This is a genomic window from Pseudomonas sp. KD5, assembly GCF_012932895.1.
Classification (GTDB): Bacteria; Pseudomonadota; Gammaproteobacteria; order Pseudomonadales; family Pseudomonadaceae; genus Aquipseudomonas.
In genome coordinates, this window is record NZ_JDWJ01000006.1 from 224,884 (window position 1) to 249,734 (window position 24,851).

Here is a 24,851-nt window from a genome sequence, read left to right on the forward strand (position 1 = left end):
TATTGGTTTTTCTTATACAACTTCCCACCGGAGAATGGCCAGCAAGAACTCTTGAACAAGGATCACCGACATGGCTGGCGAAACCTCATTGGCAACCCTGCTGCGCAGCATGAGCCCGCAACTCAACGACGGCGAATACGTGTTCTGCACGTTGCCTGACGGCAAGCTGCCCGCAGGCCTTGAGATTGTCGGCAGCTTCCGCGAACAGGAAGGGCTGACGGTGATTCTGCAACGTTCCCACGCCGAGAAGGCCGGTTTCAGCTTCGACTACATCGCTGCCTGGATCACCTTGAACGTGCACTCAGCCCTTGAAGCCGTCGGCCTGACCGCCGCGTTCGCCACGGCACTGGGCCAGGCCGGCATCAGTTGCAACGTGATTGCCGGCTACTACCACGACCATTTGTTCGTCGGCCAGGCCGATGCCGAACGCGCCCTGCAGGTACTGCGGGATCTGGCGGCCAACGCGGAGTAAAAATCTTATGTGGCAAAGCTATGTGAACGGCCTGTTGGTGGCCGCCGGGCTGATCATGGCGATCGGCACTCAGAATGCGTTTGTGTTGGCGCAGAGCCTTCGACGTGAACATCACCTGCCGGTGGCGGCGCTCTGCGTAACCTGCGATGCGTTGCTGGTAGCCGCCGGGGTGTTCGGCCTGGCGACGTTGCTGGCGCAGAACCCGACTCTGTTGGCCATCGCTCGTTGGGGTGGCGCGGCGTTTCTGCTGTGGTATGGCAGCCTTGCGCTGCGTCGGGCCTGCTCGAAACAGAGCCTGCAACACGGCGAGAACCAGACCGTGCGCTCATTACGGGCGGTGCTGCTCAGCGCTTTGGCGGTGACCTTGCTCAACCCGCACGTCTACCTGGACACCGTGTTGCTGATCGGCTCCCTTGGCGCACAACAGACCGAGCCCGGTGCTTATGTCGTGGGCGCGGCCAGTGCATCGTTGCTGTGGTTTTTTACCCTGGCCCTTGGCGCAGCGTGGTTGGCACCGTGGTTGGCACGGCCAAGCACTTGGCGAATCCTCGACCTTTTGGTGGCCGTAATGATGTTCACCGTAGCGTTCCAGTTGATCATCGCTTCATGATTTATTCCAAAAGGCTCTGGAACCTCTATTCCACACAGTTGTTGCGTGGTTATGCCGCACCCCCGGTGCTATGATCCGATCCCTGCGCCGCAAAGAGTACAAACTCCCCGGCGCATGTCTGGCCGCCCGTGATCGGCCTTGCGCTCACCGCAACTGACCTGATTAGGAGAATTATCATGGCTTTCGAATTGCCGCCGCTGCCTTACGCGCACAATGCCCTGCAGCCGCACATTTCAGAGGAAACTCTGCAATACCACCACGACAAGCACCACAACACCTATGTCGTGAACCTGAACAACCTGGTGCCAGGCACCGAGTTCGAAGGCAAGACCCTGGAAGAAATCGTCAAGACTTCCTCGGGCGGCATCTTCAACAACGCCGCTCAGGTCTGGAACCACACTTTCTACTGGAACTGCCTGGCGCCAAACGCCGGCGGTCAACCAACCGGCGCTCTGGCTGATGCCATCAACGCTGCTTTCGGTTCGTTCGACAAGTTCAAGGAAGAGTTCAGCAAAACCTCCATCGGCACCTTCGGTTCCGGTTGGGGCTGGCTGGTGAAAAAGGCTGACGGTTCCCTGGCCCTGGCCAGCACCATCGGCGCCGGCAACCCGCTGACCAGCGGCGATACCCCGCTGCTGACCTGCGACGTCTGGGAACACGCTTACTACATCGACTACCGTAACCTTCGTCCGAAGTACGTCGAAGCGTTCTGGAACCTGGTCAACTGGAAATTCGTGGCTGAGCAGTTCGAAGGCAAAACCTTCACCGCTTAAGCTTCGCGCCAGTCAAGAAACCCGGCTTTTATGCCGGGTTTTTTATGCCATCGAAAATCCGTACGTTGGCGTGCTTTCCCACAACGCAAGCCGCATTCGCCCTCTTGCCCCCGCAGCACAGCGGTCTAACATCAACACAAGGAAAAATTGCCTCAACCTCCTCAAGTTGAAGGCCCCGGCAACCGACACAGTGTTAATAGGGCAAATACTCCAAACAGCAGCATATCGGCCAAGCTACCGGCAATATCCCCTGGGTTGGATTGTCCCTTTGACTGCCATCACGGGATTGCCAATACTCATGGCAACTTGACGCTACCCGCACGGAACAAGGAATAACCCTTTGAAGCTGGAACTCAAGAACAGCTTGTCGGTGAAGTTACTCCGGGTCGTGCTCCTGTCAGCATTGATCGTCGGCGTGGTCTTGAGCTGCGCACAGATTGTTTTCGATGCCTATAAAACACGTCAGGCGGTTGCCAACGATGCCCAGCGCATCCTCGACATGTTCCGCGATCCATCCACTCAGGCGGTCTACAGCCTGGATCGGGAAATGGGCATGCAGGTGATCGAAGGCCTGTTCCAGGATGACGCCGTGCGCATGGCCTCCATCGGCCACCCCCACGAAGCCATGCTCGCGCAAAAATCCCGCGAGCTTCAGCAGTCCCACAGCCGCTGGCTGACTGACCTGATCCTCGGCCAGGAACGCACGTTCACCACCCAACTGGTGGGTCGCGGTCCCTACAGCGAGTACTACGGCGACCTGAGCATTACCCTCGACACCGCCACCTACGGCCAGAGCTTCATCGTCAGTTCGGTGATCATCTTCATCTCTGGCGTCTTGCGCGCCCTGGCCATGAGCCTGGTGTTGTATCTGGTTTACCACTGGCTGCTGACCAAACCATTGTCGCGGATCATCGAACATCTGACTGAGATCAACCCGGACCGGCCCAGCGCCCACAAGATTCCGCAGCTCAAGGGCCATGAAAGAAACGAGCTGGGGGTCTGGATCAACACTGCCAACCAGCTGCTCGAATCCATTGAGCGCAACACTCACCTGCGCCATGAAGCGGAAAACAGCCTGCTGCGCATGGCCCAGTATGATTTTCTCACCGGTCTGCCGAACCGCCAGCAATTGCAGCAACAGCTGGACAAGATCCTTGTCGACGCCGGCAAATTGCAGCGTCGGGTCGCGGTGTTGTGTGTCGGGCTCGATGACTTCAAAGGCGTCAACGAACAGTTCAGCTACCAGACCGGCGACCAGTTGCTGCTGGCCCTGGCCGATCGCCTGCGGGCTCACAGCGGCCGCCTTGGCGCCCTCGCCCGCTTGGGTGGCGACCAGTTCGCGCTGGTCCAGGCCGACATCGAACAACCCTACGAAGCCGCCGAACTGGCCCAAAGCATTCTCGATGATCTGGAAGCGGCGTTCGCCCTCGATCATCAGGAAATCCGCCTGCGCGCCACCATCGGCATCACCCTGTTCCCCGAGGACGGTGACAGCACCGAGAAGCTGCTGCAAAAAGCCGAGCAGACCATGACCCTGGCCAAGACGCGCTCGCGCAACCGCTATCAGTTCTATATCGCCAGCGTCGACACGGAAATGCGTCGGCGTCGCGAGCTGGAAAAAGACCTGCGTGACGCCTTGATCCGCGACCAGTTCTACCTCGTCTACCAGCCGCAGATCAGCTACCGCGATCATCGCGTGGTGGGGGTCGAGGCGTTGATTCGCTGGCAACATCCCGAGCACGGGCTGGTGCCGCCGGACCTGTTCATTCCGCTGGCCGAGCAGAACGGCACCATCATCGCCATTGGCGAGTGGGTGCTGGATCAGGCCTGCAAACAACTGCGCGAGTGGCACGATCAGGGCTTCGTCGACCTGCGCATGGCGGTGAACCTGTCCACTGTGCAATTGCACCACGCCGAGTTGCCGCGAGTGGTCAATAACCTGCTGCAGATCTACCGACTGCCACCGCGCAGCCTGGAGCTGGAAGTCACCGAAACCGGCCTGATGGAAGACATCAGCACCGCCGCCCAGCACTTGCTGAGCCTGCGTCGCTCCGGCGCGCTGATCGCCATCGACGACTTCGGCACCGGTTATTCGTCATTGAGTTACCTGAAAAGCCTGCCGCTGGACAAGATCAAGATCGACAAGAGCTTCGTTCAGGACCTGCTCGATGACGACGACGATGCGACCATCGTCCGGGCCATCATCCAGCTGGGCAAAAGCCTGGGCATGCAGGTGATTGCCGAAGGCGTGGAAACCGCCGAGCAAGAGGCCTACATCATCTCCGAAGGCTGCCACGAAGGTCAGGGCTATCACTACAGCAAACCGCTGCCGGCGCGGGAATTGAGCGTCTACCTCAAGCAGGCCCAGCGCAGTAACGCGGCCATTTTGTAAAAAGATCGCAGCCTCGTTTCACTGTAGGAGCTGTCGAGTGAAACGAGGCTGCGATCTTTTGATGCGCCCCACATCTTTGCGTGAATAAGAAATATTTACAGGTACAACCCTTTACACAGAATGCGAAAGATTTGCATTATGTCGCACTTTTGCGCGCCGCCCGTGCGCGCCCACTCCATCACCGAAGCAGGATGTTCGCCATGATTCGTATGCCTCTGGCCACCGCCAGTCTGCTGGCCATCGCTATTTCCCTCGCTGGTTGCGGCGAAGGCAAAGACAAGGCTGCCGCTCCACAAGCGCCGACCCCGGCTGCCAGCACCACTGCCCCGGCTGCACCTGCTGCCACAGCTAAAGTCGACGAAGCCGCCGCCAAGGCTGTGGTCGCGCACTACGCCGACATGGTCTTTGCCGTTTACAGCGATGCCGAATCCACCGCGAAAACCCTGCAAACCGCCGTCGACGCGTTCCTCGCCAAGCCGGACGCCGACACCCTCAAAGCCGCCCGGGCTGCCTGGGTCGCGGCCCGCGTGCCTTACCTGCAGAGCGAAGTGTTCCGCTTCGGCAACACCATCATCGACGACTGGGAAGGTCAGGTGAACTCCTGGCCACTGGACGAAGGCCTGATCGACTACGTCGATAAATCCTACGAACACGCACTGGGTAACCCGGGCGCCACCGCTAACATCATCGCCAACACCCAGATTCAGATCGGCGAAGACAAGGTCGACGTGAAAGACATCACCCCGGAAAAACTCGCCAGCCTGAACGAGCTGGGCGGTTCCGAGGCCAACGTCGCCACCGGCTACCACGCCATCGAATTCCTGCTCTGGGGCCAGGACCTGAACGGCACCGGCCCTGGTGCCGGCAACCGTCCAGCCTCCGACTACCTCGAAGGCAAAGGCGCTACCGGCGGTCACAATGATCGTCGTCGCGCTTACCTGAAATCCGTGACCCAACTGCTGGTCAACGACCTGGAAGAAATGGTCGGTAACTGGAAGCCGAACGTGGCCGACAACTACCGCGCCACCCTGGAAGCGGAACCGGCTGAATCCGGTCTGCGCAAAATGCTGTTCGGCATGGGCAGCCTGTCCTTGGGCGAACTGGCGGGCGAGCGCATGAAGGTTTCTCTGGAAGCCAACTCCCCGGAAGACGAACAGGATTGCTTCAGCGACAACACCCACAACTCGCACTTCTACGATGCCAAAGGCATTCGTAACGTGTACCTGGGCGAATACACCCGTGTCGACGGCACCAAAATGACCGGCGCCAGCCTGTCGTCCCTGGTGGCCAAGGCCGACCCTGCTGCCGACACCACGCTGAAAGCCGACCTGGCTGCGACCGAAGCCAAGATCCAGATCATGGTCGATCACGCCAACAAGGGTGAGCACTACGACCAACTGATCGCTGCCGGTAACACCGCTGGCAATCAGATCGTGCGCGACGCCATTGCTTCCCTGGTCAAGCAGACCGGTTCGATCGAAGCCGCTGCCGGCAAACTGGGCATCAGCGACCTGAACCCGGACAACGCTGATCACGAGTTCTGATCAACGCTGGCTGAGCGAATACAAAGGCGACCTTCGGGTCGCCTTTTTCATGCCTGTCTTTTGGGTGATGCTGATGGCCTCATCGCGGGCAAGCCACGCTCCCACGGGGTCAGCGCAAAACCCTGTGGGAGCGTGGCTTGCCCGCGATGGCCGCGACGCGGTCTGACATCAAACCCTGCCTCACATCAACCAAACGATAATTCCTCTTATTCAAACTCCCCTGCCCTGTTAGACTTTGCGCCCTTGTTTTGCTCGTCTTGCAGGATGTCCGATGCCCACGCTGCCTCTTCGCTTGTCTGCACTGTTGCTGGCCCTGGGCCTGAGTGCCTGCGATGACGCCCCGCGTTTTACCCAGGCCGAACCCGGTGAAGCCCGGTCCGGTGGCAGCGCGACAGTGCGCAAGACCGACAAGAACGCATTCTCCTTGCCCTCCGCCAATCTGCCGCCGTCACGGCGCGTCGACTTCAGCGTCGGCAATAGCTTCTTTCGCAGCCCCTGGGTGATCGCGCCGTCGACCACCACCGCCCGCGATGGCCTCGGCCCGTTGTTCAATACCAACGCCTGCCAGAACTGCCACATCAAGGACGGGCGCGGTCATCCGCCAACGCCCGATGCGCCGAATGCGGTGTCGATGCTGGTACGCCTGTCGATCCCCAATGCCCCCGCCTACGCCAAGGTCATCGAACAACTGGGCGTGGTGCCGGAGCCGGTCTACGGCGGCCAGTTCCAGGACATGGCGGTGCCCGGCGTCGCCCCGGAAGGCAAGGTGCGCGTCGATTACACGCCGGTCCCGGTACGCTTCAAGGACGGCAGCGAAATCGAGTTGCGTAAACCAATCTTGCAGATGACCCAACTCGGCTACGGCCCGATGCACCCCGACACACGTTTCTCGGCGCGCATCGCACCGCCGATGATTGGCCTGGGCTTGCTCGAAGCGATTCCCGACGAGGCCATCCTGGCCAACGCCGAGGCTCAGGCCCGAGAGAAAAACGGCATCGCCGGACGACCGAACCGGGTCTGGGACGACGCGCAGCAGAAGACTGTTCTCGGGCGATTTGGCTGGAAAGCCGGGCAACCGAACCTCAATCAGCAAAATGTTCATGCGTTCTCTGGTGATATGGGCCTCACGACCAGCCTGAAACCCATTGATGACTGCACCGACGCCCAAACCGCTTGCAAACAGGCGCCCAACGGCAATGGCCCGGATGGCGAGCCGGAAGTCAGCGACAACATTTTGCGTCTGGTGCTGTTCTACAGCCGTAACCTCGCCGTGCCGGCCCGTCGCGATGTTGGCGCACCTGAGGTGCTGGCCGGCAAGAATCTGTTTTTCCAGGCCGGATGCCAGTCCTGTCACACCCCTCAATTCACCACCGCCGCCAACGCCGCGGAACCTGAATTGGCCAATCAAGTGATTCGCCCTTACAGCGATCTGCTGCTGCACGACATGGGCGACGGTCTGGCCGACAACCGCACCGAGTTCCAGGCCAGTGGCCGCGACTGGCGTACGCCGCCGTTGTGGGGCATCGGCCTGACGCAGACGGTCAGCGGCCACACCCAGTTTTTGCACGACGGTCGCGCCCGCAACCTGCTCGAAGCCGTGCTCTGGCATGGCGGTGAGGCAAAAGCGGCGCAGCAACAGGTTTTGTCTTTCAACGCCGAACAACGCGCGGCGTTGCTGGCGTTTTTGAATTCCCTTTAATACGTATTCCTTCAGCGGGAGCCCGACATGTTCCGTCCCAAATTGTTGTTCACCAGCCTTGCCGCCCTCGCCCTGGGCGCCTGTTCGCCCCAGGATCCGCAAGCGGTCACCTCGGCGGCCATCGCCAAGCAAGTGATCCTGCCGAGCTACAGTCGTTGGGTGGAAGCCGACCGGCAACTGGCGGTCAGCGCCCTGGCGTTCTGCCAAGGCAAGGAAACCCTGGACACCGCTCGCGCCGACTTCCTGCACGCGCAAAAAGCCTGGGCCGAGTTGCAACCGCTGCTGATCGGGCCGCTGGCCGAAGGCAACCGTTCGTGGCAGGTGCAGTTCTGGCCGGACAAGAAAAACCTCGTCGGCCGTCAAGTCGAGCAACTGGTCACTGCGCAGCCGCAGATCGATGCTGCCGCCCTGGCCAAGTCCAGCGTCGTGGTGCAAGGCCTCTCGGCTTATGAATACATCCTGTTCGACAGCAAGATCGACATGGCCGACAGCGCTCAGAAAGCCAAATACTGCCCGCTGCTGACCGCCATTGGCGAGCGTCAGAAGCAACTGGCCGAAGAGATCCTGTCGCGCTGGAACACCAACGACGGCATGCTCGCGCAGATGAGCAAATTCCCCAACCAGCGCTACGCCGACTCACACGAAGCGATCGCCGATCTGCTGCGTGTGCAAGTGACTGCACTGGACACCCTGAAGAAAAAACTCGGCACGCCGATGGGCCGTCAGAGCAAGGGTACGCCACAGCCATTCCAGGCCGATGCCTGGCGCAGCCAATCGTCGCTCAAAGGCATGGAAGCAAGCCTGAGCGCTGCGCAAACCGTCTGGGTGGGTGTCGACAACAAAGGCCTGCGCGGTCTGTTGCCAAGCGAGCAAAAACCGTTGGCCGACAAGATCGACGCGGCCTACGCAGCGTCCCTGAAACTGCTTGCCGGCAACCAGCGCTCGCTGACCGACATGCTCACCGACGATGCCGGTCGCCAGCAGCTGAACGACATCTATGACAGCCTCAACGTTGTCCACCGCTTGCACGAAGGCGAACTGGCCAAGGCGCTGGGCATCCAATTGGGCTTCAACGCCAACGACGGCGACTGATGAGGGCAAGTGCCATGCTGCGACGCCAGGCTCTGACGTTAGGGAGTTTGCTGCTGGGTGCGGTGACACTGGGCGGCTGGACGCTGTTCAAGCAAAAGGACAAAAGCCCGCTGCTGCTCTCGGCGCGGGACGACGGTGACGGCAAGCACTATGCCGTCGGTTATCGACTGGACGGCACCCGGGTGTTTGCCACCCAGGTCGGCCAGCGTTGCCATGACATCATCAATCACCCGACACTGCCGATTGCGCTATTCGTCGCTCGGCGTCCGGGCACCGAGAGCTACCTGATCGACCTGCGCGACGGCACGCTGTTGCAAACCGTGGTGTCGCAGCCGAACCGGCACTTCTACGGTCACGCGGTGATCCACAAGAGCGGCGACTGGTTGTACGCCACCGAGAACGACACCTCCGATCCGGGCCGTGGCCTGCTTGGTGTGTATAAGTTCGAAGGTGAGCGACTGGTGCACAGCGGCGAAATTTCCACCCACGGCGTCGGCCCGCATCAGGTGTCGTGGATGCCCGATGGCGAGACGCTGGTGGTGGCCAACGGCGGTATTCGCACCGAGGCCGAAAGCCGGGTCGAGATGAACCTCAATGCCATGGAGCCGAGCCTGGTACTGATGCAGCGCGACGGCACACTGTTGAGCAAGGAAACACTGGCCCAGCAGATGAACAGCGTGCGGCACTTGGGTATCGCCAGTGACGGCACCATCGTCGCCGGTCAGCAGTTCATGGGCGATGCACACGAGTCTTCGGAGCTGCTGGCAATCAAGCGTCCCGGTCAACCGTTCGTGGCCTTCCCGGTGCCTGAGCATCAGTTGCAGGCCATGGGGCATTACACCGCCAGCGTTGCCGTACACAGCGAACTGCGCCTGGTCGCCCTGACCGCGCCGCGGGGCAACCGCTTTTTTATCTGGGACCTGGACAGCGGTGAAGTACGCCTGGATGCACCGCTTCCCGATTGCGCCGGGGTCGGTGCCGTGGCCGACGGGTTTGTCGTAACCTCGGGTCAAGGCCGTTGCCGGTTCTATGATTGCCGCCAGACAAACCTTGTTGCAAAACCTCTGGAATTGCCTGCGGGGCTCTGGGACAACCACCTTCACCTGATCTGAACACGCAACCTGTAGCTGCTGGCGCAGCCTGCGTCCGGCTGCGCAGCAGTCGTGAAATCAGACACCGAGTTATATCAGACAAACCGCGGTGTCTGGATTACGACTGCTTCGCAGCCGAACGCAGGCTGCGCCAGCTGCTACAGTTGGAATCCCCCTCATACTCAGAGTAATGTTTCCGCCTGTCTCACCTGATTTTCTCCAAGGAAATGGAAATATGCTGCGTCGCCGCATGCTGATCATGTTGGGTGTTGTCCTGCTAATCGTGCTGGTCCTGGCCGGTTACAAAGCCTTCTCCATCTATACGATGATGAAGGGCTTCTCTGTGCCGAAACCACCGATCAGTGTCGCCGTGGCCACCGCCACCGAACGTCCGTGGCAAAGCCGTTTGCCAACGGTCGGCACCCTTACGGCGCTGCAAGGGGTCGATCTGAGCCTGGAGGTCGACGGCACCGTCAAGGAAGTTCAGTTCGAGTCAGGACAGAAGGTCAAGGTCGGTCAGCCGCTGCTGCAACTCGACAGCGCCGTGGAAACCGCCCTGCTGGCAACCGCCCAGGCCGACCTGGGACTGGCGCAACTGGATTACGGTCGCGGCAGCCAACTGGTAGGCAGCCAGGCTATTTCCAAAGGTGAGTTCGACCGACTCTCGGCGGTATTGCAAAAGAGCCGAGCCACGGTCAATCAGCTCAAGGCGGCGCTGGAAAGAAAACGTATCCTCGCACCGTTCAGCGGGACCATCGGTATTCGTCGGGTAGACGTCGGCGACTACGTGGCCAGCGGCACGATGATCGCCACCCTGCAAGACCTCAGCAGCCTCTACGTCGACTTCTTTGTACCCGAGCAGGACGTGCCGAAGATCATCCTCGGCCAATCGGTACAGGTCATTGTCTCGGCCTACCCGACGGAGACTTTCCCCGGCACCGTCAGCGCCATCAACCCGAAGGTAGAAAGCAGCACCCGCAACGTGCTGGTGCGCGCGACCCTGGCCAACCCCGATGGCAAACTCCTGCCGGGGATGTTTGCCAGCCTGCAGGTGTTATTGCCTGACCCGCAGCCGCACATCGTGGTGCCGGAAAGCGCGATCAGCTACACCCTCTATGGCAACTCGCTGTATGTCGTCGCGCAGAAAAAGGCCGAAGACGGCAGCCTCGAAAAAGACGACAAGGGCGAACCCGTTCTGATCGCCGAACGACGCTTCGTCGAAACCGGCGAGCGCCGCGACGGGATGGTCATGATCACCAAAGGCGTGCAGAACGGCGAAAAAGTGGTCACGGCTGGTCAGCTCAAACTGGACCACGGCGTGCACGTTGCCATCAGCGACGACAAGACCCTGGCTGAGAAGAACAGTCAGCCGCGCGCTGACTGATCAAGGAATCCCCATGGCTTTTACCGATCCGTTCATCCGCCGCCCGGTGCTCGCCACCGTGGTCAGCCTGTTGATAGTGCTGCTGGGCTTCCAGGCCTGGAGCAAGTTACCGCTGCGCCAATACCCACAAATGGAAAACGCCCTGATCACGGTGACCACCGCTTATCCCGGAGCCAACGCCGAGACCATCCAGGGCTATATCACCCAACCGATGCAGCATAGCTTGGCCAGCGCCGAGGGCATCGACTACATGACCTCGGTCAGTCGCCAGAACTTCTCGGTGATCTCGATCTACGCGCGCATCGGTTCCAACACCGACCGCCTGTTCACCGAACTGCTGGCCAAGGCCAACGAGGTCAAGAACCAGCTGCCCCAGGACGCCGAAGACCCGGTGCTGAGCAAGGAAGCCACCGGCGCCTCGGCGCTGATGTACATCAGTTTCTTCAGCAACGAGCTGAGTAACCCGCAGATCACCGACTACCTGTCCCGGGTTATCCAGCCGAAACTGGCGACCCTGCCGGGCATGGCCGAAGCCGAGATTCTCGGCAACCAGGTGTTCGCCATGCGCCTGTGGCTGGACCCGGTGAAGCTCGCCGGTTTCGGCCTGAGCGCCAGCGATGTGACCAACGCCGTGCGCCAGTACAACTTCCTCTCCGCCGCCGGCGAAGTGAAAGGCGAGTACGTGGTCACCAGCATCAACGCCAACACCGAACTCAAATCCGCCGAGGCCTTTGGCGCAATTCCGCTCAAGGTCGACGGTGACAGTCGTGTGCTGTTGCGAGACGTGGCGCGGGTCGAGATGGGCGCGGAGAACTACAACACCATCAGCTCCTTCGGCGGTACACCCTCGGTGTACATCGGCATCAAGGCCACACCCGGCGCCAACCCGCTGGACGTGATCAAGGAAGTGCGCAAGATCATGCCGGACCTGGAAGCCCAGCTGCCGCCAAACCTCAAGGGCGAAATCGCCTACGACGCCACGCTGTTCATCCAGGCCTCCATCGACGAAGTGTTGAAAACCCTGTTCGAAGCGGTGCTGATCGTGATCGTGGTGGTGTTCCTTTTCCTCGGCGCCCTGCGTTCGGTGGTGATCCCGGTGGTGACCATTCCGCTGTCGATGATCGGCGTGATGTTCTTCATGCAGATGATGGGCTACTCGATCAACCTGCTGACCTTGCTGGCGATGGTCTTGGCCATTGGGCTGGTGGTGGACGACGCCATCGTGGTGGTGGAAAACATCCACCGGCACATCGAAGAAGGCAAGACACCGTTGGATGCCGCGATTGAGGGCGCACGGGAGATCGCCATGCCGGTGGTGTCGATGACCATCACCCTGGCGGCGGTCTATGCGCCGATCGGCTTCCTGACCGGCCTGACGGGGGCGTTGTTCAAGGAGTTCGCCCTGACCCTGGCCGGGGCGGTGGTGATTTCCGGTGTCGTCGCCCTGACGCTGTCGCCGATGATGTGCGCCATGCTGCTGCGCCACGATGAAAACCCCAGCGGCCTGGCCCATCGCCTGGACGTGATCTTCGAAGGCCTCAAGCGCCGCTACCAGCGCGTGCTTCACGGCACTCTCAACACCCGGCCGGTAGTGCTGGTGTTCGCGGTGATCGTGCTGTGCCTGATCCCGATACTGCTCAAGTTCACCAAGTCGGAACTGGCGCCGGACGAAGACCAGGGCGTGATCTTCATGATGGCCAACGCCCCGCAACCAGCCAACCTCGACTACATGAACGCCTACACCGACGAGTTCGTCGCCATTTTCAAGGAGTTTCCCGAGTACTACTCCTCGTTCCAGATCAACGGCTTCAACGGCGTGCAATCGGGAATCGGCGGCTTCCTGCTCAAACCCTGGAATGAACGCCACCGGACCCAGATGCAGATCCTGCCGCTGGTCCAGAGCAAACTGGAAAGCATTCCCGGGCTGCAAATATTCGGCTTCAACCTGCCGTCCCTGCCAGGCACCGGCGAGGGCTTGCCGTTTCAATTCGTGATCAACTCGGCTAACAGCTACGAGGCGCTGTTGCAGGTGATGGACCGGGTGAAAAAAAGAGCGATGGAATCCGGCAAGTTTGCTTTTGTCGACGTCGACCTGGCCTTCGACAAGCCCGAAGTCGTGGTGGATATCGATCGCGCCAAGGCTGCGCAGATGGGTGTGTCCATGCAGGACCTGGGCGGGACGCTGGCGACGATGCTGGGCGAGGCGGAGATCAACCGGTTCACCATCGAAGGTCGCAGCTACAAGGTCATCGCTCAGGTGGAACGGCCCTACCGCGATAACCCTGACTGGCTGAACCATTATTACGTCAGGAACACCAAGGGCGAACTGCTGCCCCTGTCGACCCTGATCACCGTGACTGACCGCGCGCGGCCGCGTCAGTTGAACCAGTTCCAGCAACTCAACTCGGCGATTCTTTCCGGGGTTCCGCTGGTCAGCATGGGTGAAGCCATCGACACCGTGCGCCAGATCGCCCGGGAAGAGGCACCGACGGGTTACGCCGTTGACTATGCCGGTGTCTCACGGCAATACGTTCAGGAAGGCAGCGCGCTGTGGGTCACCTTCGCCCTGGCCTTGGCGATCATCTTTCTGGTGCTGGCGGCCCAGTTCGAAAGCTTCCGCGATCCGTTGGTGATTCTGGTGACTGTGCCGCTGTCGATCTGTGGCGCATTGATCCCGTTGTTCCTCGGCTGGTCGAGCATGAACATCTATACCCAGGTGGGGCTGGTGACGTTGATCGGACTGATCAGCAAGCACGGGATCCTGATCGTCGAGTTCGCCAACCAGTTACGCAAGGAGAAAGGCCTGACACCTCGCGAAGCGGTGGAGGAAGCGGCGGCCATTCGCCTGCGCCCGGTATTGATGACCACGGCGGCAATGGTGTTCGGCATGGTGCCGTTGATCATCGCCACGGGCGCGGGAGCCGTCAGCCGGTTCGACATCGGCACGGTGATCGCAACGGGGATGTCGATCGGGACGCTGTTCACCTTGTTTGTGCTGCCGTGTATTTACACATTGCTGGCCAAACCCGATAAACCTTAACGTCAAAAAGCAAAAGGCCTCGCAACTGCGAGGCCTTTTATTTGGGCTTCAATCTGTTCAACTCTGTGGCCTCAGTCCCTGAGAGAGTCCGAACATGAACAGTAACAAGTCATGATCGGGTTGAGTGGCCACGGGTGCTTTGGCTACCCGGGGCAACGGACAATGTGCGTCGCCGTGCACGGAACTGAGGACCTGCGTGCGGGGCTGCTCCCAGGCAGCCACCGCCAAAGAAGCAACTGCCAAGGCTCCGGCTAAAAACAAACCTCGTGCAATTTCGAGTTTCATTGCGATAAGCCTTTGATAGCGCTGCCAAACGCCTTGTTATAAAAGTAGACGAGTTTTTTCCCGTCTGTATCGCTGAACGACGAGTGGCGACGCCCTTGCTTCAGGTCATGGGGCGCAGCTGCAAAGTGCACTGTCATTCTGTTACCTCTTGCGTAATACATAGACCCGCCACATGGCATAGAGCGGTAAAAAATCCATTTGCCCCTGAATATGGAAACCCGCCTGCTCGAACTCCTTTTCAATCGTAGCAGCCGGTAACACAAATCGAGTCTGGTAACCTTCCTGCCCACGCTGCCTCTCGGCGCGCTTGCGTTTCCAAGCCTTGAAATTGCCGTCGACCCATAACGAAACGATCACGCTGTCGCGGGTGACACGCTCGAATTCGCGCAGGATGGTCAGTCGTTGCTCGGCTTCACCGATGTGATGGAGCAGACGCATACAGAAAATGCTGTCGACCGCGTTATCGGGCAAGGCAATGTCGAATGCAGACGTGTGCAAGGGTTGTACCCTTTTGACCACGTCGGCGGGTTGCGTGCGCATGGCAGTCTTGAGCATGGACACCGAGTTGTCGGCCCCGATGATTACACGGTTGTGCTTTTCCGCGAGCAACGGCCAGAAACGCCCGGCACCGCAGGGCAAATCGAGGACCAGGCCAGGTTCACCGGCCAACGCCAGGGCCTTTCGCGCCAGGTGTTCATCACGCCATTGGGACAGCCGGCGACCGAGCCCCACCTGGTGCTTGCGCACATTTTGCTGTGCGGGTTGATCGTCGTATTTTTCGGAGAAGCCGAGCTTTATCGGGCCAGCCATGACTGCAATCTCCTGAGCTTCTGATAACAACCACCTTAAGTTGCGGGGTGTCAGCGTCAGGTCATGCCTTGGTGAAAATTTCGTCAGGTAAAACCCGAAATCATTTCAGGGTTTTACCTGACGACCCAATCAGACTCGGGACGGCCCCAACTCCACCTGAAAACGGCAGCCATTGGGTTCCATATTCGTCAGGCTGACACTCCAGCCCTGGTTCTCGCAGATCCGCTGCACCAGCGACAGTCCCAGCCCCAAGCCCTCGCCACGCTTTTCGCTGCCGCGCACGAAAGGCTCGAACATCGCCTCGCGTTTTTCTTCGGGAATGCCTACACCACTGTCCTCGACCACGAACCCTGTATCCGTCAGGGCCAAGCGGATAAACCCATGCTCGGTGTAATGCAGCGCATTGCGCAACAGGTTGCCCATCACCGCGTGCAGAAGCGTCGCGTTATAGCGAGTGTCCGGCGGGTTACCCAACTCGACGTTCAACGTCAGGCCCTTGGCTTCGATCGGTTCGCGCCATTGGGAAAGCAGCCCGTCGGCCACCTGACTGAGGCTCTGCTGGGGGCCCATGCTGGCGTCTTCATGCTGAGCGCGGGCCAGCATGAGGAAGGTCTGCACCAACTCGCGCATCTCTGCGCAAGCCCGGGCGATCCGCTCAACCTGGGCACGCCCGCGCTGATCGATGCAGGGGTTTTCCAGCAACAATTCACAGGAACTGGCCAACACCATCAATGGCGTGCGCAGTTCGTGGCTGACGTCACTGGTGAACAATCGCTCACGGGTCAACGCCTGACGCAAGCGCCCGAGGGTGGCGTCGAAAGCCACGGCCAATTCGCCCACTTCATCGGCGGCATAATCCGGTGCCAGTGGCGGCGCCAGGCCCAACAACTGATCGCGGTGGCGCACCTGACGGGCCAGTCGCACCACCGGCGCCATCACCTTGCGCGCCAGCACCCAGCCCAGAAATACCGCCAGCGCCAGGCTCAGCACGAAACCTACCAGCACTACGGCAAACAGCACCCGTTCACGCTCTTCGAAATCGCTCTGGTCCTGCAGCAGCACATAACGCCGTCCGTCGACGATTTCGACCATTGCGTGATACGACAGATGGTCGCGAAATACTTCATGAAAACCTGAGTCCAGATGCCGCAAATCCTTGGGCAACTCAAAATCGCCCGGCCCGCCGCTGAAATAGAACAGTTGGTCCGGCTCGGGGCGGTGGCTCCAGTCCGTCACGCTGTCCATCAGCAACAGGCGTTGCAAATCGCCACCCAGACCTGACGAAATCAGTTTCTCCTCCACCAGGTGCACGGTCGCTATGATGCCTATCGCGAAGGCTCCCGCGACCAATGCGCTCATCAACGCAAAGGCAATGATGATCCGTTGCGAAAGGCTCTGCTTAAACTCCATCACGGCCCTCGGCCAAGCGATAACCGACGCCGTGCACCGTGTGCAGCAAGGGTTTGGCGAACGGCTTGTCGATCACCTGGCGCAATTGATGGACGTGGCTGCGCAGGCTGTCACTGTCCGGGCAGTCGTCGCCCCACAGGGCCTCTTCGAGAATTTCCCGGCGCAGCACGTGCGGGCTTTTCTGCATCAACACCGCCAGCAACTTCAGGCCCACCGGGTTGAGTTTCAGCAGGCGGCCTTCGCGCGTCACCTCCAGGGTATCGAGGTCGTAGCTCAGATCGCCAACCTGCAAGGCACGGCGTCCGCCACCTTGGGCACGGCGCATGACCGCCTCGATGCGCGCCGCCAGTTCGGACAGGGCAAAGGGTTTGATCAGGTAATCATCAGCGCCGGACTTGAAGCCTTGCAGGCGGTCGTCCAATTGATCGCGCGCGGTGAGCATGATCACCGGCGTATCACGGCGGGCGTCTTCGCGCAGGCGTTTGCACAGGGTGTAGCCATCGATGCCGGGCAGCATGATATCGAGTACGATCAGGTCGTAATGCTCGGTGGCCGCCAGGTGCAGGCCCGATAAACCGTCCTGCGCGCAATCCACGGTGTAACCTTTAAGCCCCAGATAATCGGCCAGGTTGGCCAGGATATCGCGGTTGTCTTCAACCAATAGAATTCGCATCGGCACCTTCTCCGTATACAGTAACGGCCGTCTTGGCGCGCAGCTTAAGGCCAAGTGTGGCTCAGGGCTAGGGCGGCCGGTCTAAGAATCGATTCGCTCAACCAAATAATGGTGATAACAAGTTTTTCACTATCGATTCACAACCTGACTACAGCGCTCAATAGAAGCTATCGCGCCATTTATATAGGGAATGTAGATAATGGATTGTTTGAAGACGGCGCCAATGCGCTTTTTGCTACTGATAACCGGCTCCTGGCTGGTCATTTTTCTCCTGACCCGAAGCGTCCTGCTCCTCACTCATCTGGATGAGGCCGGCAGCGGATTCCTGCCAGTGTTTGGCATCGGCCTGCTTTATGACCTGGGGTTCATTGCCTACGCGGCGCTGCCCATGGGCCTCTATCTGCTGCTATGTCCGCCGGCCTTGTGGCGCCGCCGTGGCCATCGCTGGTTTCTTCAGGGACTGCTGACCGTCAGCCTGTTTGCCATGCTGTTCACGTCCGTGGCCGAATGGCTGTTCTGGGATGAGTTCGGTGTGCGTTTCAACTTCATCGCCGTCGATTACCTGGTGTACTCCGACGAAGTGCTGAATAACCTGCTGGAGTCATACCCGATCGGCAAGCTGCTGGGCCTGCTCGCGGTGCTGGCCGTGGTCCTGAGCTTTGCGCTGCGTAAATCCTTCAACGCTGCGCTGGACGCACCATTGCCTGCCATGCGCGGACGTCTGCTCAATGCACTCGGCCTGCTGATCGTCGCGGGCCTGAGCGCGCAACTGCTCAGCCAGGATGCGCCGCGCGCTCAGGGCGGCAATGCCTATCAGAACGAACTGGCGAGCAATGGCCCGTACCAGTTCTTCGCCGCCTTTCGCAATAACGAACTGGATTACCCGCAGTTCTACAGCACCCTGCCGACCTCCGTCGTCGCGCAACAGATTCGCGCTGAACTGACCGAGCCCAATGCTCGCTTCATCGGCGAGGATCCACAGGACATCCGCCGGATGATCGATAATCCCGGCACCGAACGAAAACCCAACATCGTGCTGGTCACCATCGAAAGCTTCAGCGCCAAGTACATGGGCAGCAATGGCGACGACCGCAACCTGACACCAAACCTCGATGCCTTGCGCAAACAAAGCCTGTACTTCAATAATTTCTACGCCACCGGCACCCGCACTGATCGCGGTCTGGAGGCAATCACCCTGGCCATTCCACCGACGCCGGGGCGCTCGATCGTCAAGCGCGTGGGTCGTGAAAGCGGTTTCGCCAGCCTCGGCCAGCAACTCAGCGCCGTGGGTTACGACAGCGTATTCGTGTATGGCGGGCGCGGTTACTTCGACAACATGAACGCGTTCTTCAGCGGCAACGGCTATCGCGTTGTCGACCAGAGCAGCGTCGATGAATCAGAGATTCACTTCAAGAACGCCTGGGGAATGGCTGACGAAGACCTTTACAACCAGACCCTGAAACTGGCCGACGCCGACTACGCCAGGCAACAGCCGTTTCTACTGCAACTGATGACCACCTCCAACCATCGCCCCTACACCTACCCGGATAACCGGATCGATATCAAATCCGGTAACGGACGCGACGGTGCAGTGAAGTACACCGACTTCGCCATTGGTCAGTTCCTCGATCAGGCGCGCAAAAAACCCTGGTTCGATAATACAATCTTCGTCTTCGTTGCCGATCACACGGCTGGCAGCGCTGGCAAAGAAGATTTGCCGATCAGCAACTATCAGATTCCGCTGTTCATCTATGCACCGAAGCTGATCGACGCTCGGGAAACCGCACAGCTGGCCAGTCAGATCGACCTTGCGCCAACGTTGCTCGGGCTGCTGAACCTGGATTACCAGTCGACGTTCTTCGGTCGCAACCTGTTGCAGGACAATCCACTGCCACCGCGAGTGGTGGTTGGCAACTATCAACATCTGGGCTTGTTCGACGGTAAGGATTTAGCGATCCTGAGCCCGCGTGAGGGTCTGCGTCGCCACGACGATGCACTGACCGACAGTCGCGAATCACGGGCCACCACCGTTGATCCGTTGATCACCCGCGCAATTACTTATTACCAAACTGCCAGTCATGGCTTCAAGCAACAGCTGCTCGGCTGGAAAGCGCCCACGGAGGGCACCCGCCAAGTCAGCGAACGTTAATCGAATGGCCCCGGGCTGATGCCCCGGGGTTTTTCCATTCATCAGGATCCACCATGTCATCAACTGCTGTCCGTCCCACCTCCCGCCCGCTCAACTTCTGGCTGTGCCTGGGAGTGCCCGCCATTGCGGCGATCACCCTGATGCTGCTCGAGTTGACGTCCCTGGACATGGACCTTGCCAAGCTGTTCTATGATCCGGTCGCCGGTGCATTCATCGGGCGCCACAGTTATTTCCTGGAAGACATCCTGCATGACCGGGCCAAGCAAGTGGTCATTGCCTTTTCGGTGTTCTCAATCCTGGGCTTTGTCGGCTCCTTTTTCATTGAAAGGCTCAAACCGTTCAAACGTGAAATGGGTTGCCTGGTGTTATCTCTGGCGTTGGCAACCTCCTTTGTCACTCCGCTCAAAGCGGCAACGGCGGTGCAATGCCCATGGAGCCTGGAACAATTTGGCGGGCACGAAACCTACAGCGAACTGCTGAGCCCTCGCCCGCATACCGACAAGCCAGGCCGTTGCTGGCCCGGTGGTCATGCGGCAACCGGTTTCACCCTGTTTGCGTTGTTCTTTGTGTTGCGAGACCGACGCCCACGACTGGCACGCTATGCGTTTATCTTCGCTTTCACGTTGGGCTCGGTGTTTTCCATCGGCCGGATGATGCAGGGCGCGCACTTCTTCTCGCACAACGTGTGGACGGCGATTTTCTGCTGGCTGTTTTGCCTGGGGGCGTACTACTACATCCTGTACCGGCCGGCCTCCAAGACTGAACAGGCGAACGAGGCAAAACCGGTCAGCGCCTGAACCGACGCCATCGCGGGCAAGCCCCGCTCCCACAGGTTTACGCAATCCACTGTGAGATCGTGGCTTGCCCGCGATGGATGACCGCGACGCGATCTGCGGACCTACCAAAATGAAGGCAATAAAAAGCCCCGCCTGCTCAACGCAGGCGGGGCTTTTTTATAGGGGTAAGGCTGGCTTACATCATGCCGCCCATGCCACCCATACCGCCCATGTCTGGCATACCGCCGCCAGCTGCGCCTTCTTTCTTCGGTGCTTCGGCAACAGCGGCCTCGGTGGTCAGGATCAGACCGCCAATCGAGGATGCAGCTTGCAGAGCCGAACGGGTCACCTTGGTTGGGTCCAGGATGCCCATTTCGATCATGTCGCCGTATTCGCTGGTGGCAGCGTTGTAACCGAAGTTACCCGCACCTTGCTTGACCTTGTCGACAACCACGCTTGGCTCGTCGCCGGAGTTGGCAACGATCTGACGCAGTGGCGCTTCGACCGCACGACGCAGAACAGCGATACCAACGTCCTGATCGGCGTTGTCGCCTTTCAGTTCGCTGATGGCTTGCAGGGCACGGATCAGTGCCACGCCGCCGCCAGGTACCACGCCTTCTTCAACGGCTGCACGGGTAGCGTGCAGGGCGTCTTCAACGCGGGCTTTCTTCTCTTTCATTTCAACTTCGGAACCAGCACCAACCTTGATCACTGCAACGCCGCCGGACAGTTTGGCCAGGCGCTCTTGCAGTTTTTCACGGTCGTAGTCGGACGAAGTGTCGGCCACTTGCTGACGGATCTGGGTCACGCGAGCCTGGATATCAGCCTCAACGCCGGCGCCGTCGATCACGGTGGTGTTTTCTTTGGACAGGATCACGCGCTTGGCATTACCCAGGTGTTCCAGGGTAGTGCTTTCCAGGCTCAGACCGATCTCTTCGGAGATCACGGTACCGCCGGTCAGAACAGCGATGTCCTGCAGCATGGCCTTGCGACGGTCGCCGAAGCCTGGAGCCTTGACTGCTGCGACTTTAACGATGCCACGCATGTTGTTCACAACCAGAGTCGCCAAGGCTTCGCCTTCAACGTCTTCGGCCACGATCAGCAGTGGACGGCCGGCTTTGGCAACGGCTTCCAGTACTGGCAGCATTTCGCGGATGTTCGAGATCTTTTTGTCGACCAGCAGGATCAGCGGACCGTCCAGCTCGGCAGTCATGGTCTCTGGCTTGTTGACGAAGTACGGGGACAGGTAGCCACGGTCGAACTGCATGCCTTCAACAACCGACAGTTCGTTTTCCAGGCCCGAGCCTTCTTCAACGGTGATCACGCCTTCTTTACCGACTTTTTCCATGGCTTCGGCAATGATGTCGCCGATGGAGTTGTCGGAGTTGGCCGAGATGGTACCTACCTGAGCGATTGCCTTGGTGTCAGCGCAAGGCTTGGACAGGTTCTTCAGCTCTTTGACGATCGCGATGGTCGCTTTGTCGATACCGCGCTTCAGGTCCATCGGGTTCATGCCGGCAGCGACGGCCTTCAGGCCTTCGTTGACGATCGACTGAGCCAGAACGGTAGCGGTGGTGGTGCCGTCGCCTGCGTCATCGTTGGCACGGGAGGCAACGTCTTTGACCAGCTGCGCGCCCATGTTTTCGAAGCGGTCTTCGAGTTCGATTTCTTTGGCTACGGAAACGCCGTCCTTGGTGATGGTCGGAGCGCCGAAGCTCTTCTCGATGATCACGTTACGGCCTTTCGGGCCCAGGGTCGCTTTTACTGCGTCAGCCAGAACGTTGACACCGGTGAGCATTTTCTTGCGGGCGGAGTCGCCGAATTTAACTTCTTTAGCAGCCATGATCGATATTCCTTAAATACTTTGTAGTAGCGGGAAAATGAGCGGGGAATCAGCCTTCGACAACAGCGAGAATCTCGTTCTCAGCCATGATCACCAGGTCTTCGCCATCGACTTTCACAGTGTTGCTGCCGGAGTACGGGCCGAACACCACCTTGTCACCCACTTTCACGGACAGTGCACGCACTTCGCCGTTGTCCAGCACTTTGCCTGGGCCTACAGCTAGGACTTCACCCTGGTTTGGCTTCTCAGCAGCCGAACCTGGCAGGACGATACCGCCAGCGGTTTTCTTTTCTTCTTCGCTGCGACGGATAACGACGCGGTCATGCAGAGGACGAAGCTTCATTGTCGATCTCTCCTAATTGTGGTTTTCATCGGCCGGTGTAGTCCCGGCGGGTTTAACAAATCCGGCGGCGCCGGGTGCGGTTCGTCGAGCGAACCGCGGAAGTCTGTCTGGCGCAATTGCCAGAAACCTTGCGGTGACCGTTACATAAGGGCGCGCGAGCCTATTTCAAGGGCCGAGAGCGAAATTTTTACGTCGATACCCTGAAAATGAACACGGCACCCAAAGGTGCCGTGTCGATGGACATGTTACTTGGAGTCGCGGTGTTCGAACTCGCCTTCGATCACGTTAGGCTCACGGCCCAACGGCTGACGTGGAGCAGGACCGCCCCGCGGCTGAAGGTCATCGGCAAACGCACGCTGGCGCATCGCTTGTTCCTCGGCGCGCTGGCGCATTTTATTGGCCAGCAGTCGACGAGAGATCGGCAGCAACATAATCAGACCCAGCACGTCGGTGACGAAGCCCGGCAGAATCAGCAGACCACCCGCCAGGGCCAGCATCAGGCCTTCGAGCATGGTCTGGGCCGGCAACTCGCCGCGGCTCAAGCTTTCACGAGCGCGCAGCGCAGTAGCCAGACCGGCGATACGCAGCACGAACACGCCGAGCATCGAGCCGAGAATGATCAGCAGCAGGGCCGGGAAAAACCCGATCGCTGCGCTGACCTTGACGAATACGAACAGCTCCAACACCGGAAACAGTACAAAGAGCAACAAAAAAGGGCGCATCAAATGGTTCCTCAACGCAAGTAAGCCTTGCCAGTGTTCCTTAGATGACGTCGCCGTTTCGTGAATTCAAGCATCGGCCACTTGATTTTTCGGCCAATGTTCGGCGTGAGCCAGGAAAACCAAGGCTTCCCGGACTTGTGTCGGCGTATTACAAGGCGCTTGAAACGGCAGCCAGTAGAGCCCCTGGCCGATGCGCAAGTGCATGCCTTCGCTGTCGATGCCGACCAATTGCGCTGGCACGGTTTTCGGCAGGCCCGCCAGGTCGACATAGTGGGCGATGGCTTTGGCGTGATCGGCATTCATGTGCTCGACCATGCTCACTTCGGCCTTGCCGGCGAACGGGTTGGCGAGGGTCAGTTGGTCGACCCAGTGAATCGCGCCAAAGCCGCCGATGTAACGGTGGCGTACCGGTTTGAGCACCCAGAAATCGAAATCGTGGGCCTTGTGATAGTTCTGCGAATCCGGGAAATAGCGGTAGTAACGCTCGGCTGCCGCTTCGATGGCTGCGGTGTCCTCGAGTTTTTCCCCTTCAGCCAGGTAGGTCAGCCGACCAACGGCTTGCACGTCTTCGGCCTCGCGTTCACCCACCAGCAGCGAGCATTTCGGATCCTTCAGCAAGTTGTGAGTGTGCTGAGCGATGCGGCTGATAAGGATCAGCGGCCTGCCCTGTTCGTCCAGACAGTACGGAACCACGGAGCCAAACGGGAAACCGGGCATCGCTTTGGAGTGCGTCGAGAGCACTCCACGGTATTCCTTGAGAAGCAATTCTCGGGCATGCTTAGCCACTACAACGCTCAATTTATGACTCCTTATATAGATTCCGTCGAAAAAACGGACAGGCGTCTGGGTGAAAGTTCCAGTACGCCACAGGGGCAGTTCTCATGTGCAGCCAGGCCACATCAGGCTCAGATCGAGAGGCCCTCTAGAAGGAGAAACACTCCGATCGGCTATGGGGCTATGCGAATGCAACTCACTGACAAAGTAATCATTATCACCGGCGGTTGCCAGGGTTTAGGCCGCTCCATGGCCGAGTATCTTGCAGGTCGTGGCGCCAAGCTGGCCCTGGTGGACCTGAACCAGGAAAAACTCGACGCCGCCGTCGCCGCTTGCAAGGCCAAGGGTGTCGAGGCCCGTGCCTACTTGTGCAACGTCGCCGATGAAGAGCAAGTGACCCACATGGTCAGCCAGGTGGCCGACGATTTCGGCGCGATCCATGGCCTGATCAACAACGCCGGCATTTTGCGTGACGGCCTGTTGCTGAAGGTCAAGGATGGCGAAATGACCAAGATGAGCCTGGCCCAATGGCAAGCGGTGATCGACGTCAATCTGACCGGCGTGTTCCTGTGCACCCGGGAAGTCGCGGCAAAAATGGTCGAGCTGAACAACAGCGGCGCGATCATCAATATCTCGTCGATCTCACGCGCCGGCAATATCGGCCAGACCAACTACTCCGCCGCCAAGGCCGGTGTCGCTGCGGCGACCGTGACCTGGGCCAAGGAACTGGCGCGCTACGGGATTCGCGTGGCGGGCATTGCGCCGGGCTTCATCGAAACTGAAATGACCCTGAGCATGAAACCTGAAGCGCTGGAAAAGATGACTTCCGGGATTCCGCTCAAGCGCATGGGCAAACCCGAAGAGATCGCCCAGTCGGCGGCCTACATTTTCGAGAATGACTACTACACCGGTCGGATTCTGGAGCTGGATGGCGGGTTGCGTATCTAAAGCAATATCAAAAGATCGCAG

General features: G+C 59.5%; 21 protein-coding genes. 13 read left to right on the top strand and 8 right to left on the bottom strand.

Going from position 1 to position 24,851, the window contains the following annotated elements; translation table 11 throughout:
- Positions 1–70: 70 nt before the first annotated feature.
- The 10 genes from AF70_RS15445 to AF70_RS15490 all read left to right on the top strand — a co-directional run bounded on the left by AF70_RS15445 (position 71) and on the right by AF70_RS15490 (position 14,097).
- Entirely contained in the window at positions 71–472 is a 402-nt protein-coding gene (locus tag AF70_RS15445; protein WP_018926573.1) for an ACT domain-containing protein, read from the top strand.
- 7 nt (positions 473–479) lie between these two features.
- A complete protein-coding gene (locus AF70_RS15450) occupies positions 480–1,082 on the top strand; it encodes a LysE/ArgO family amino acid transporter (RefSeq protein WP_019581534.1) in 603 nt (200 codons plus the stop codon).
- A gap of 176 nt (positions 1,083–1,258) precedes the next feature.
- Positions 1,259–1,855 carry a superoxide dismutase gene (locus tag AF70_RS15455; protein WP_007938876.1) on the top strand — a complete coding sequence of 199 codons (597 nt, stop codon included), beginning with the start codon at positions 1,259–1,261 and terminating at the stop codon, positions 1,853–1,855.
- A gap of 340 nt (positions 1,856–2,195) precedes the next feature.
- Complete coding sequence (locus AF70_RS15460; protein WP_018926575.1) at positions 2,196–4,247, top strand: bifunctional diguanylate cyclase/phosphodiesterase; 2,052 nt, start codon at positions 2,196–2,198, stop codon at positions 4,245–4,247.
- A 200-nt stretch (positions 4,248–4,447) separates the two neighbouring features.
- Entirely contained in the window at positions 4,448–5,791 is a 1,344-nt protein-coding gene (locus AF70_RS15465) for an imelysin family protein (protein WP_028939445.1), read from the top strand.
- Between the two features lie 271 nt (positions 5,792–6,062).
- The gene (locus AF70_RS15470; protein ID WP_028939446.1) at positions 6,063–7,490 is read left to right on the top strand and encodes a di-heme oxidoredictase family protein; all 1,428 of its coding nucleotides are present in this window, start codon (positions 6,063–6,065) and stop codon (positions 7,488–7,490) included.
- Between the two features lie 27 nt (positions 7,491–7,517).
- Complete coding sequence (locus tag AF70_RS15475; protein ID WP_018926578.1) at positions 7,518–8,582, top strand: imelysin family protein; 1,065 nt, start codon at positions 7,518–7,520, stop codon at positions 8,580–8,582.
- 14 nt (positions 8,583–8,596) lie between these two features.
- Entirely contained in the window at positions 8,597–9,694 is a 1,098-nt protein-coding gene (locus AF70_RS15480) for a DUF1513 domain-containing protein (RefSeq protein WP_028939447.1), read from the top strand.
- Between the two features lie 214 nt (positions 9,695–9,908).
- Entirely contained in the window at positions 9,909–11,057 is a 1,149-nt protein-coding gene (locus AF70_RS15485) for an efflux RND transporter periplasmic adaptor subunit (protein ID WP_019581537.1), read from the top strand.
- A gap of 13 nt (positions 11,058–11,070) precedes the next feature.
- Positions 11,071–14,097 carry a multidrug efflux RND transporter permease subunit gene (locus AF70_RS15490; protein WP_028939448.1) on the top strand — a complete coding sequence of 1,009 codons (3,027 nt, stop codon included), beginning with the start codon at positions 11,071–11,073 and terminating at the stop codon, positions 14,095–14,097.
- 57 nt (positions 14,098–14,154) lie between these two features.
- Here the strand turns inward: AF70_RS15490 and AF70_RS15495 are convergent, their stop codons facing one another.
- The 4 genes from AF70_RS15495 to colR form a co-directional block, all read right to left on the bottom strand.
- Positions 14,155–14,382, bottom strand: coding sequence for a hypothetical protein (locus AF70_RS15495; protein WP_026331876.1), 228 nt, complete (start codon positions 14,380–14,382; stop codon positions 14,155–14,157).
- Between the two features lie 141 nt (positions 14,383–14,523).
- Positions 14,524–15,192, bottom strand: coding sequence for a class I SAM-dependent methyltransferase (locus AF70_RS15500; protein ID WP_019581540.1), 669 nt, complete (start codon positions 15,190–15,192; stop codon positions 14,524–14,526).
- Between the two features lie 129 nt (positions 15,193–15,321).
- Positions 15,322–16,602, bottom strand: a complete 1,281-nt coding sequence (locus AF70_RS15505) for a HAMP domain-containing sensor histidine kinase (RefSeq protein ID WP_028939449.1) — start codon at positions 16,600–16,602, stop codon at positions 15,322–15,324.
- Positions 16,592–17,275 carry a two-component system response regulator ColR gene (gene colR, locus AF70_RS15510; protein ID WP_007938890.1) on the bottom strand — a complete coding sequence of 228 codons (684 nt, stop codon included), beginning with the start codon at positions 17,273–17,275 and terminating at the stop codon, positions 16,592–16,594. The genes AF70_RS15505 and colR overlap by 11 nt, the downstream gene beginning before the upstream one ends.
- A 199-nt stretch (positions 17,276–17,474) precedes the next feature.
- On the opposite strand from colR, the gene AF70_RS15515 reads away from it, so the two are divergent.
- Complete coding sequence (locus tag AF70_RS15515; protein ID WP_028939450.1) at positions 17,475–19,424, top strand: LTA synthase family protein; 1,950 nt, start codon at positions 17,475–17,477, stop codon at positions 19,422–19,424.
- A gap of 53 nt (positions 19,425–19,477) precedes the next feature.
- Positions 19,478–20,221, top strand: a complete 744-nt coding sequence (locus AF70_RS15520) for a phosphatase PAP2 family protein (protein ID WP_019581543.1) — start codon at positions 19,478–19,480, stop codon at positions 20,219–20,221.
- 175 nt (positions 20,222–20,396) lie between these two features.
- Here the strand turns inward: AF70_RS15520 and groL are convergent, their stop codons facing one another.
- The 4 genes from groL to AF70_RS15540 all read right to left on the bottom strand — a co-directional run bounded on the left by groL (position 20,397) and on the right by AF70_RS15540 (position 23,906).
- Positions 20,397–22,043, bottom strand: a complete 1,647-nt coding sequence (gene groL / locus AF70_RS15525) for a chaperonin GroEL (protein WP_019581544.1) — start codon at positions 22,041–22,043, stop codon at positions 20,397–20,399.
- A 49-nt stretch (positions 22,044–22,092) separates the two neighbouring features.
- Positions 22,093–22,386: a co-chaperone GroES gene (locus tag AF70_RS15530; protein ID WP_018926588.1), complete on the bottom strand. Its 294-nt coding sequence runs from the start codon at positions 22,384–22,386 to the stop codon at positions 22,093–22,095.
- 245 nt (positions 22,387–22,631) lie between these two features.
- Complete coding sequence (locus AF70_RS15535) at positions 22,632–23,108, bottom strand: FxsA family protein (RefSeq protein WP_018926589.1); 477 nt, start codon at positions 23,106–23,108, stop codon at positions 22,632–22,634.
- Between the two features lie 66 nt (positions 23,109–23,174).
- Positions 23,175–23,906 (bottom strand): HugZ family protein, encoded by a 732-nt coding sequence (locus AF70_RS15540; RefSeq protein ID WP_026286457.1) that lies wholly within the window; start codon positions 23,904–23,906, stop codon positions 23,175–23,177.
- A 165-nt stretch (positions 23,907–24,071) separates the two neighbouring features.
- Here AF70_RS15540 and AF70_RS15545 point away from each other — a divergent pair, with 165 nt between their 5' ends.
- Complete coding sequence (locus AF70_RS15545) at positions 24,072–24,830, top strand: SDR family oxidoreductase (RefSeq protein ID WP_018926591.1); 759 nt, start codon at positions 24,072–24,074, stop codon at positions 24,828–24,830.
- Positions 24,831–24,851: the final 21 nt, after the last annotated feature.

Bases quoted from the DNA above. Each gene is read 5' to 3' on its own strand.
- AF70_RS15445 (WP_018926573.1), top strand. From the start codon at position 71: ATGGCTGGCGAAACCTCATTGGCAACCCTGCTGCGCAGCATGAGCCCG.
- AF70_RS15450 (WP_019581534.1), top strand. From the start codon at position 480: ATGTGGCAAAGCTATGTGAACGGCCTGTTGGTGGCCGCCGGGCTGATC.
- AF70_RS15455 (WP_007938876.1), top strand. From the start codon at position 1,259: ATGGCTTTCGAATTGCCGCCGCTGCCTTACGCGCACAATGCCCTGCAG.
- AF70_RS15465 (WP_028939445.1), top strand. From the start codon at position 4,448: ATGATTCGTATGCCTCTGGCCACCGCCAGTCTGCTGGCCATCGCTATT.
- AF70_RS15470 (WP_028939446.1), top strand. From the start codon at position 6,063: ATGCCCACGCTGCCTCTTCGCTTGTCTGCACTGTTGCTGGCCCTGGGC.
- AF70_RS15475 (WP_018926578.1), top strand. From the start codon at position 7,518: ATGTTCCGTCCCAAATTGTTGTTCACCAGCCTTGCCGCCCTCGCCCTG.
- AF70_RS15480 (WP_028939447.1), top strand. From the start codon at position 8,597: ATGCTGCGACGCCAGGCTCTGACGTTAGGGAGTTTGCTGCTGGGTGCG.
- AF70_RS15485 (WP_019581537.1), top strand. From the start codon at position 9,909: ATGCTGCGTCGCCGCATGCTGATCATGTTGGGTGTTGTCCTGCTAATC.
- AF70_RS15490 (WP_028939448.1), top strand. From the start codon at position 11,071: ATGGCTTTTACCGATCCGTTCATCCGCCGCCCGGTGCTCGCCACCGTG.
- AF70_RS15495 (WP_026331876.1), bottom strand. From the start codon at position 14,382: ATGAAACTCGAAATTGCACGAGGTTTGTTTTTAGCCGGAGCCTTGGCA.
- AF70_RS15500 (WP_019581540.1), bottom strand. From the start codon at position 15,192: ATGGCTGGCCCGATAAAGCTCGGCTTCTCCGAAAAATACGACGATCAA.
- AF70_RS15505 (WP_028939449.1), bottom strand. From the start codon at position 16,602: ATGGAGTTTAAGCAGAGCCTTTCGCAACGGATCATCATTGCCTTTGCG.
- colR (WP_007938890.1), bottom strand. From the start codon at position 17,275: ATGCGAATTCTATTGGTTGAAGACAACCGCGATATCCTGGCCAACCTG.
- AF70_RS15515 (WP_028939450.1), top strand. From the start codon at position 17,475: ATGGATTGTTTGAAGACGGCGCCAATGCGCTTTTTGCTACTGATAACC.
- AF70_RS15520 (WP_019581543.1), top strand. From the start codon at position 19,478: ATGTCATCAACTGCTGTCCGTCCCACCTCCCGCCCGCTCAACTTCTGG.
- groL (WP_019581544.1), bottom strand. From the start codon at position 22,043: ATGGCTGCTAAAGAAGTTAAATTCGGCGACTCCGCCCGCAAGAAAATG.
- AF70_RS15530 (WP_018926588.1), bottom strand. From the start codon at position 22,386: ATGAAGCTTCGTCCTCTGCATGACCGCGTCGTTATCCGTCGCAGCGAA.
- AF70_RS15535 (WP_018926589.1), bottom strand. From the start codon at position 23,108: ATGCGCCCTTTTTTGTTGCTCTTTGTACTGTTTCCGGTGTTGGAGCTG.
- AF70_RS15545 (WP_018926591.1), top strand. From the start codon at position 24,072: ATGCAACTCACTGACAAAGTAATCATTATCACCGGCGGTTGCCAGGGT.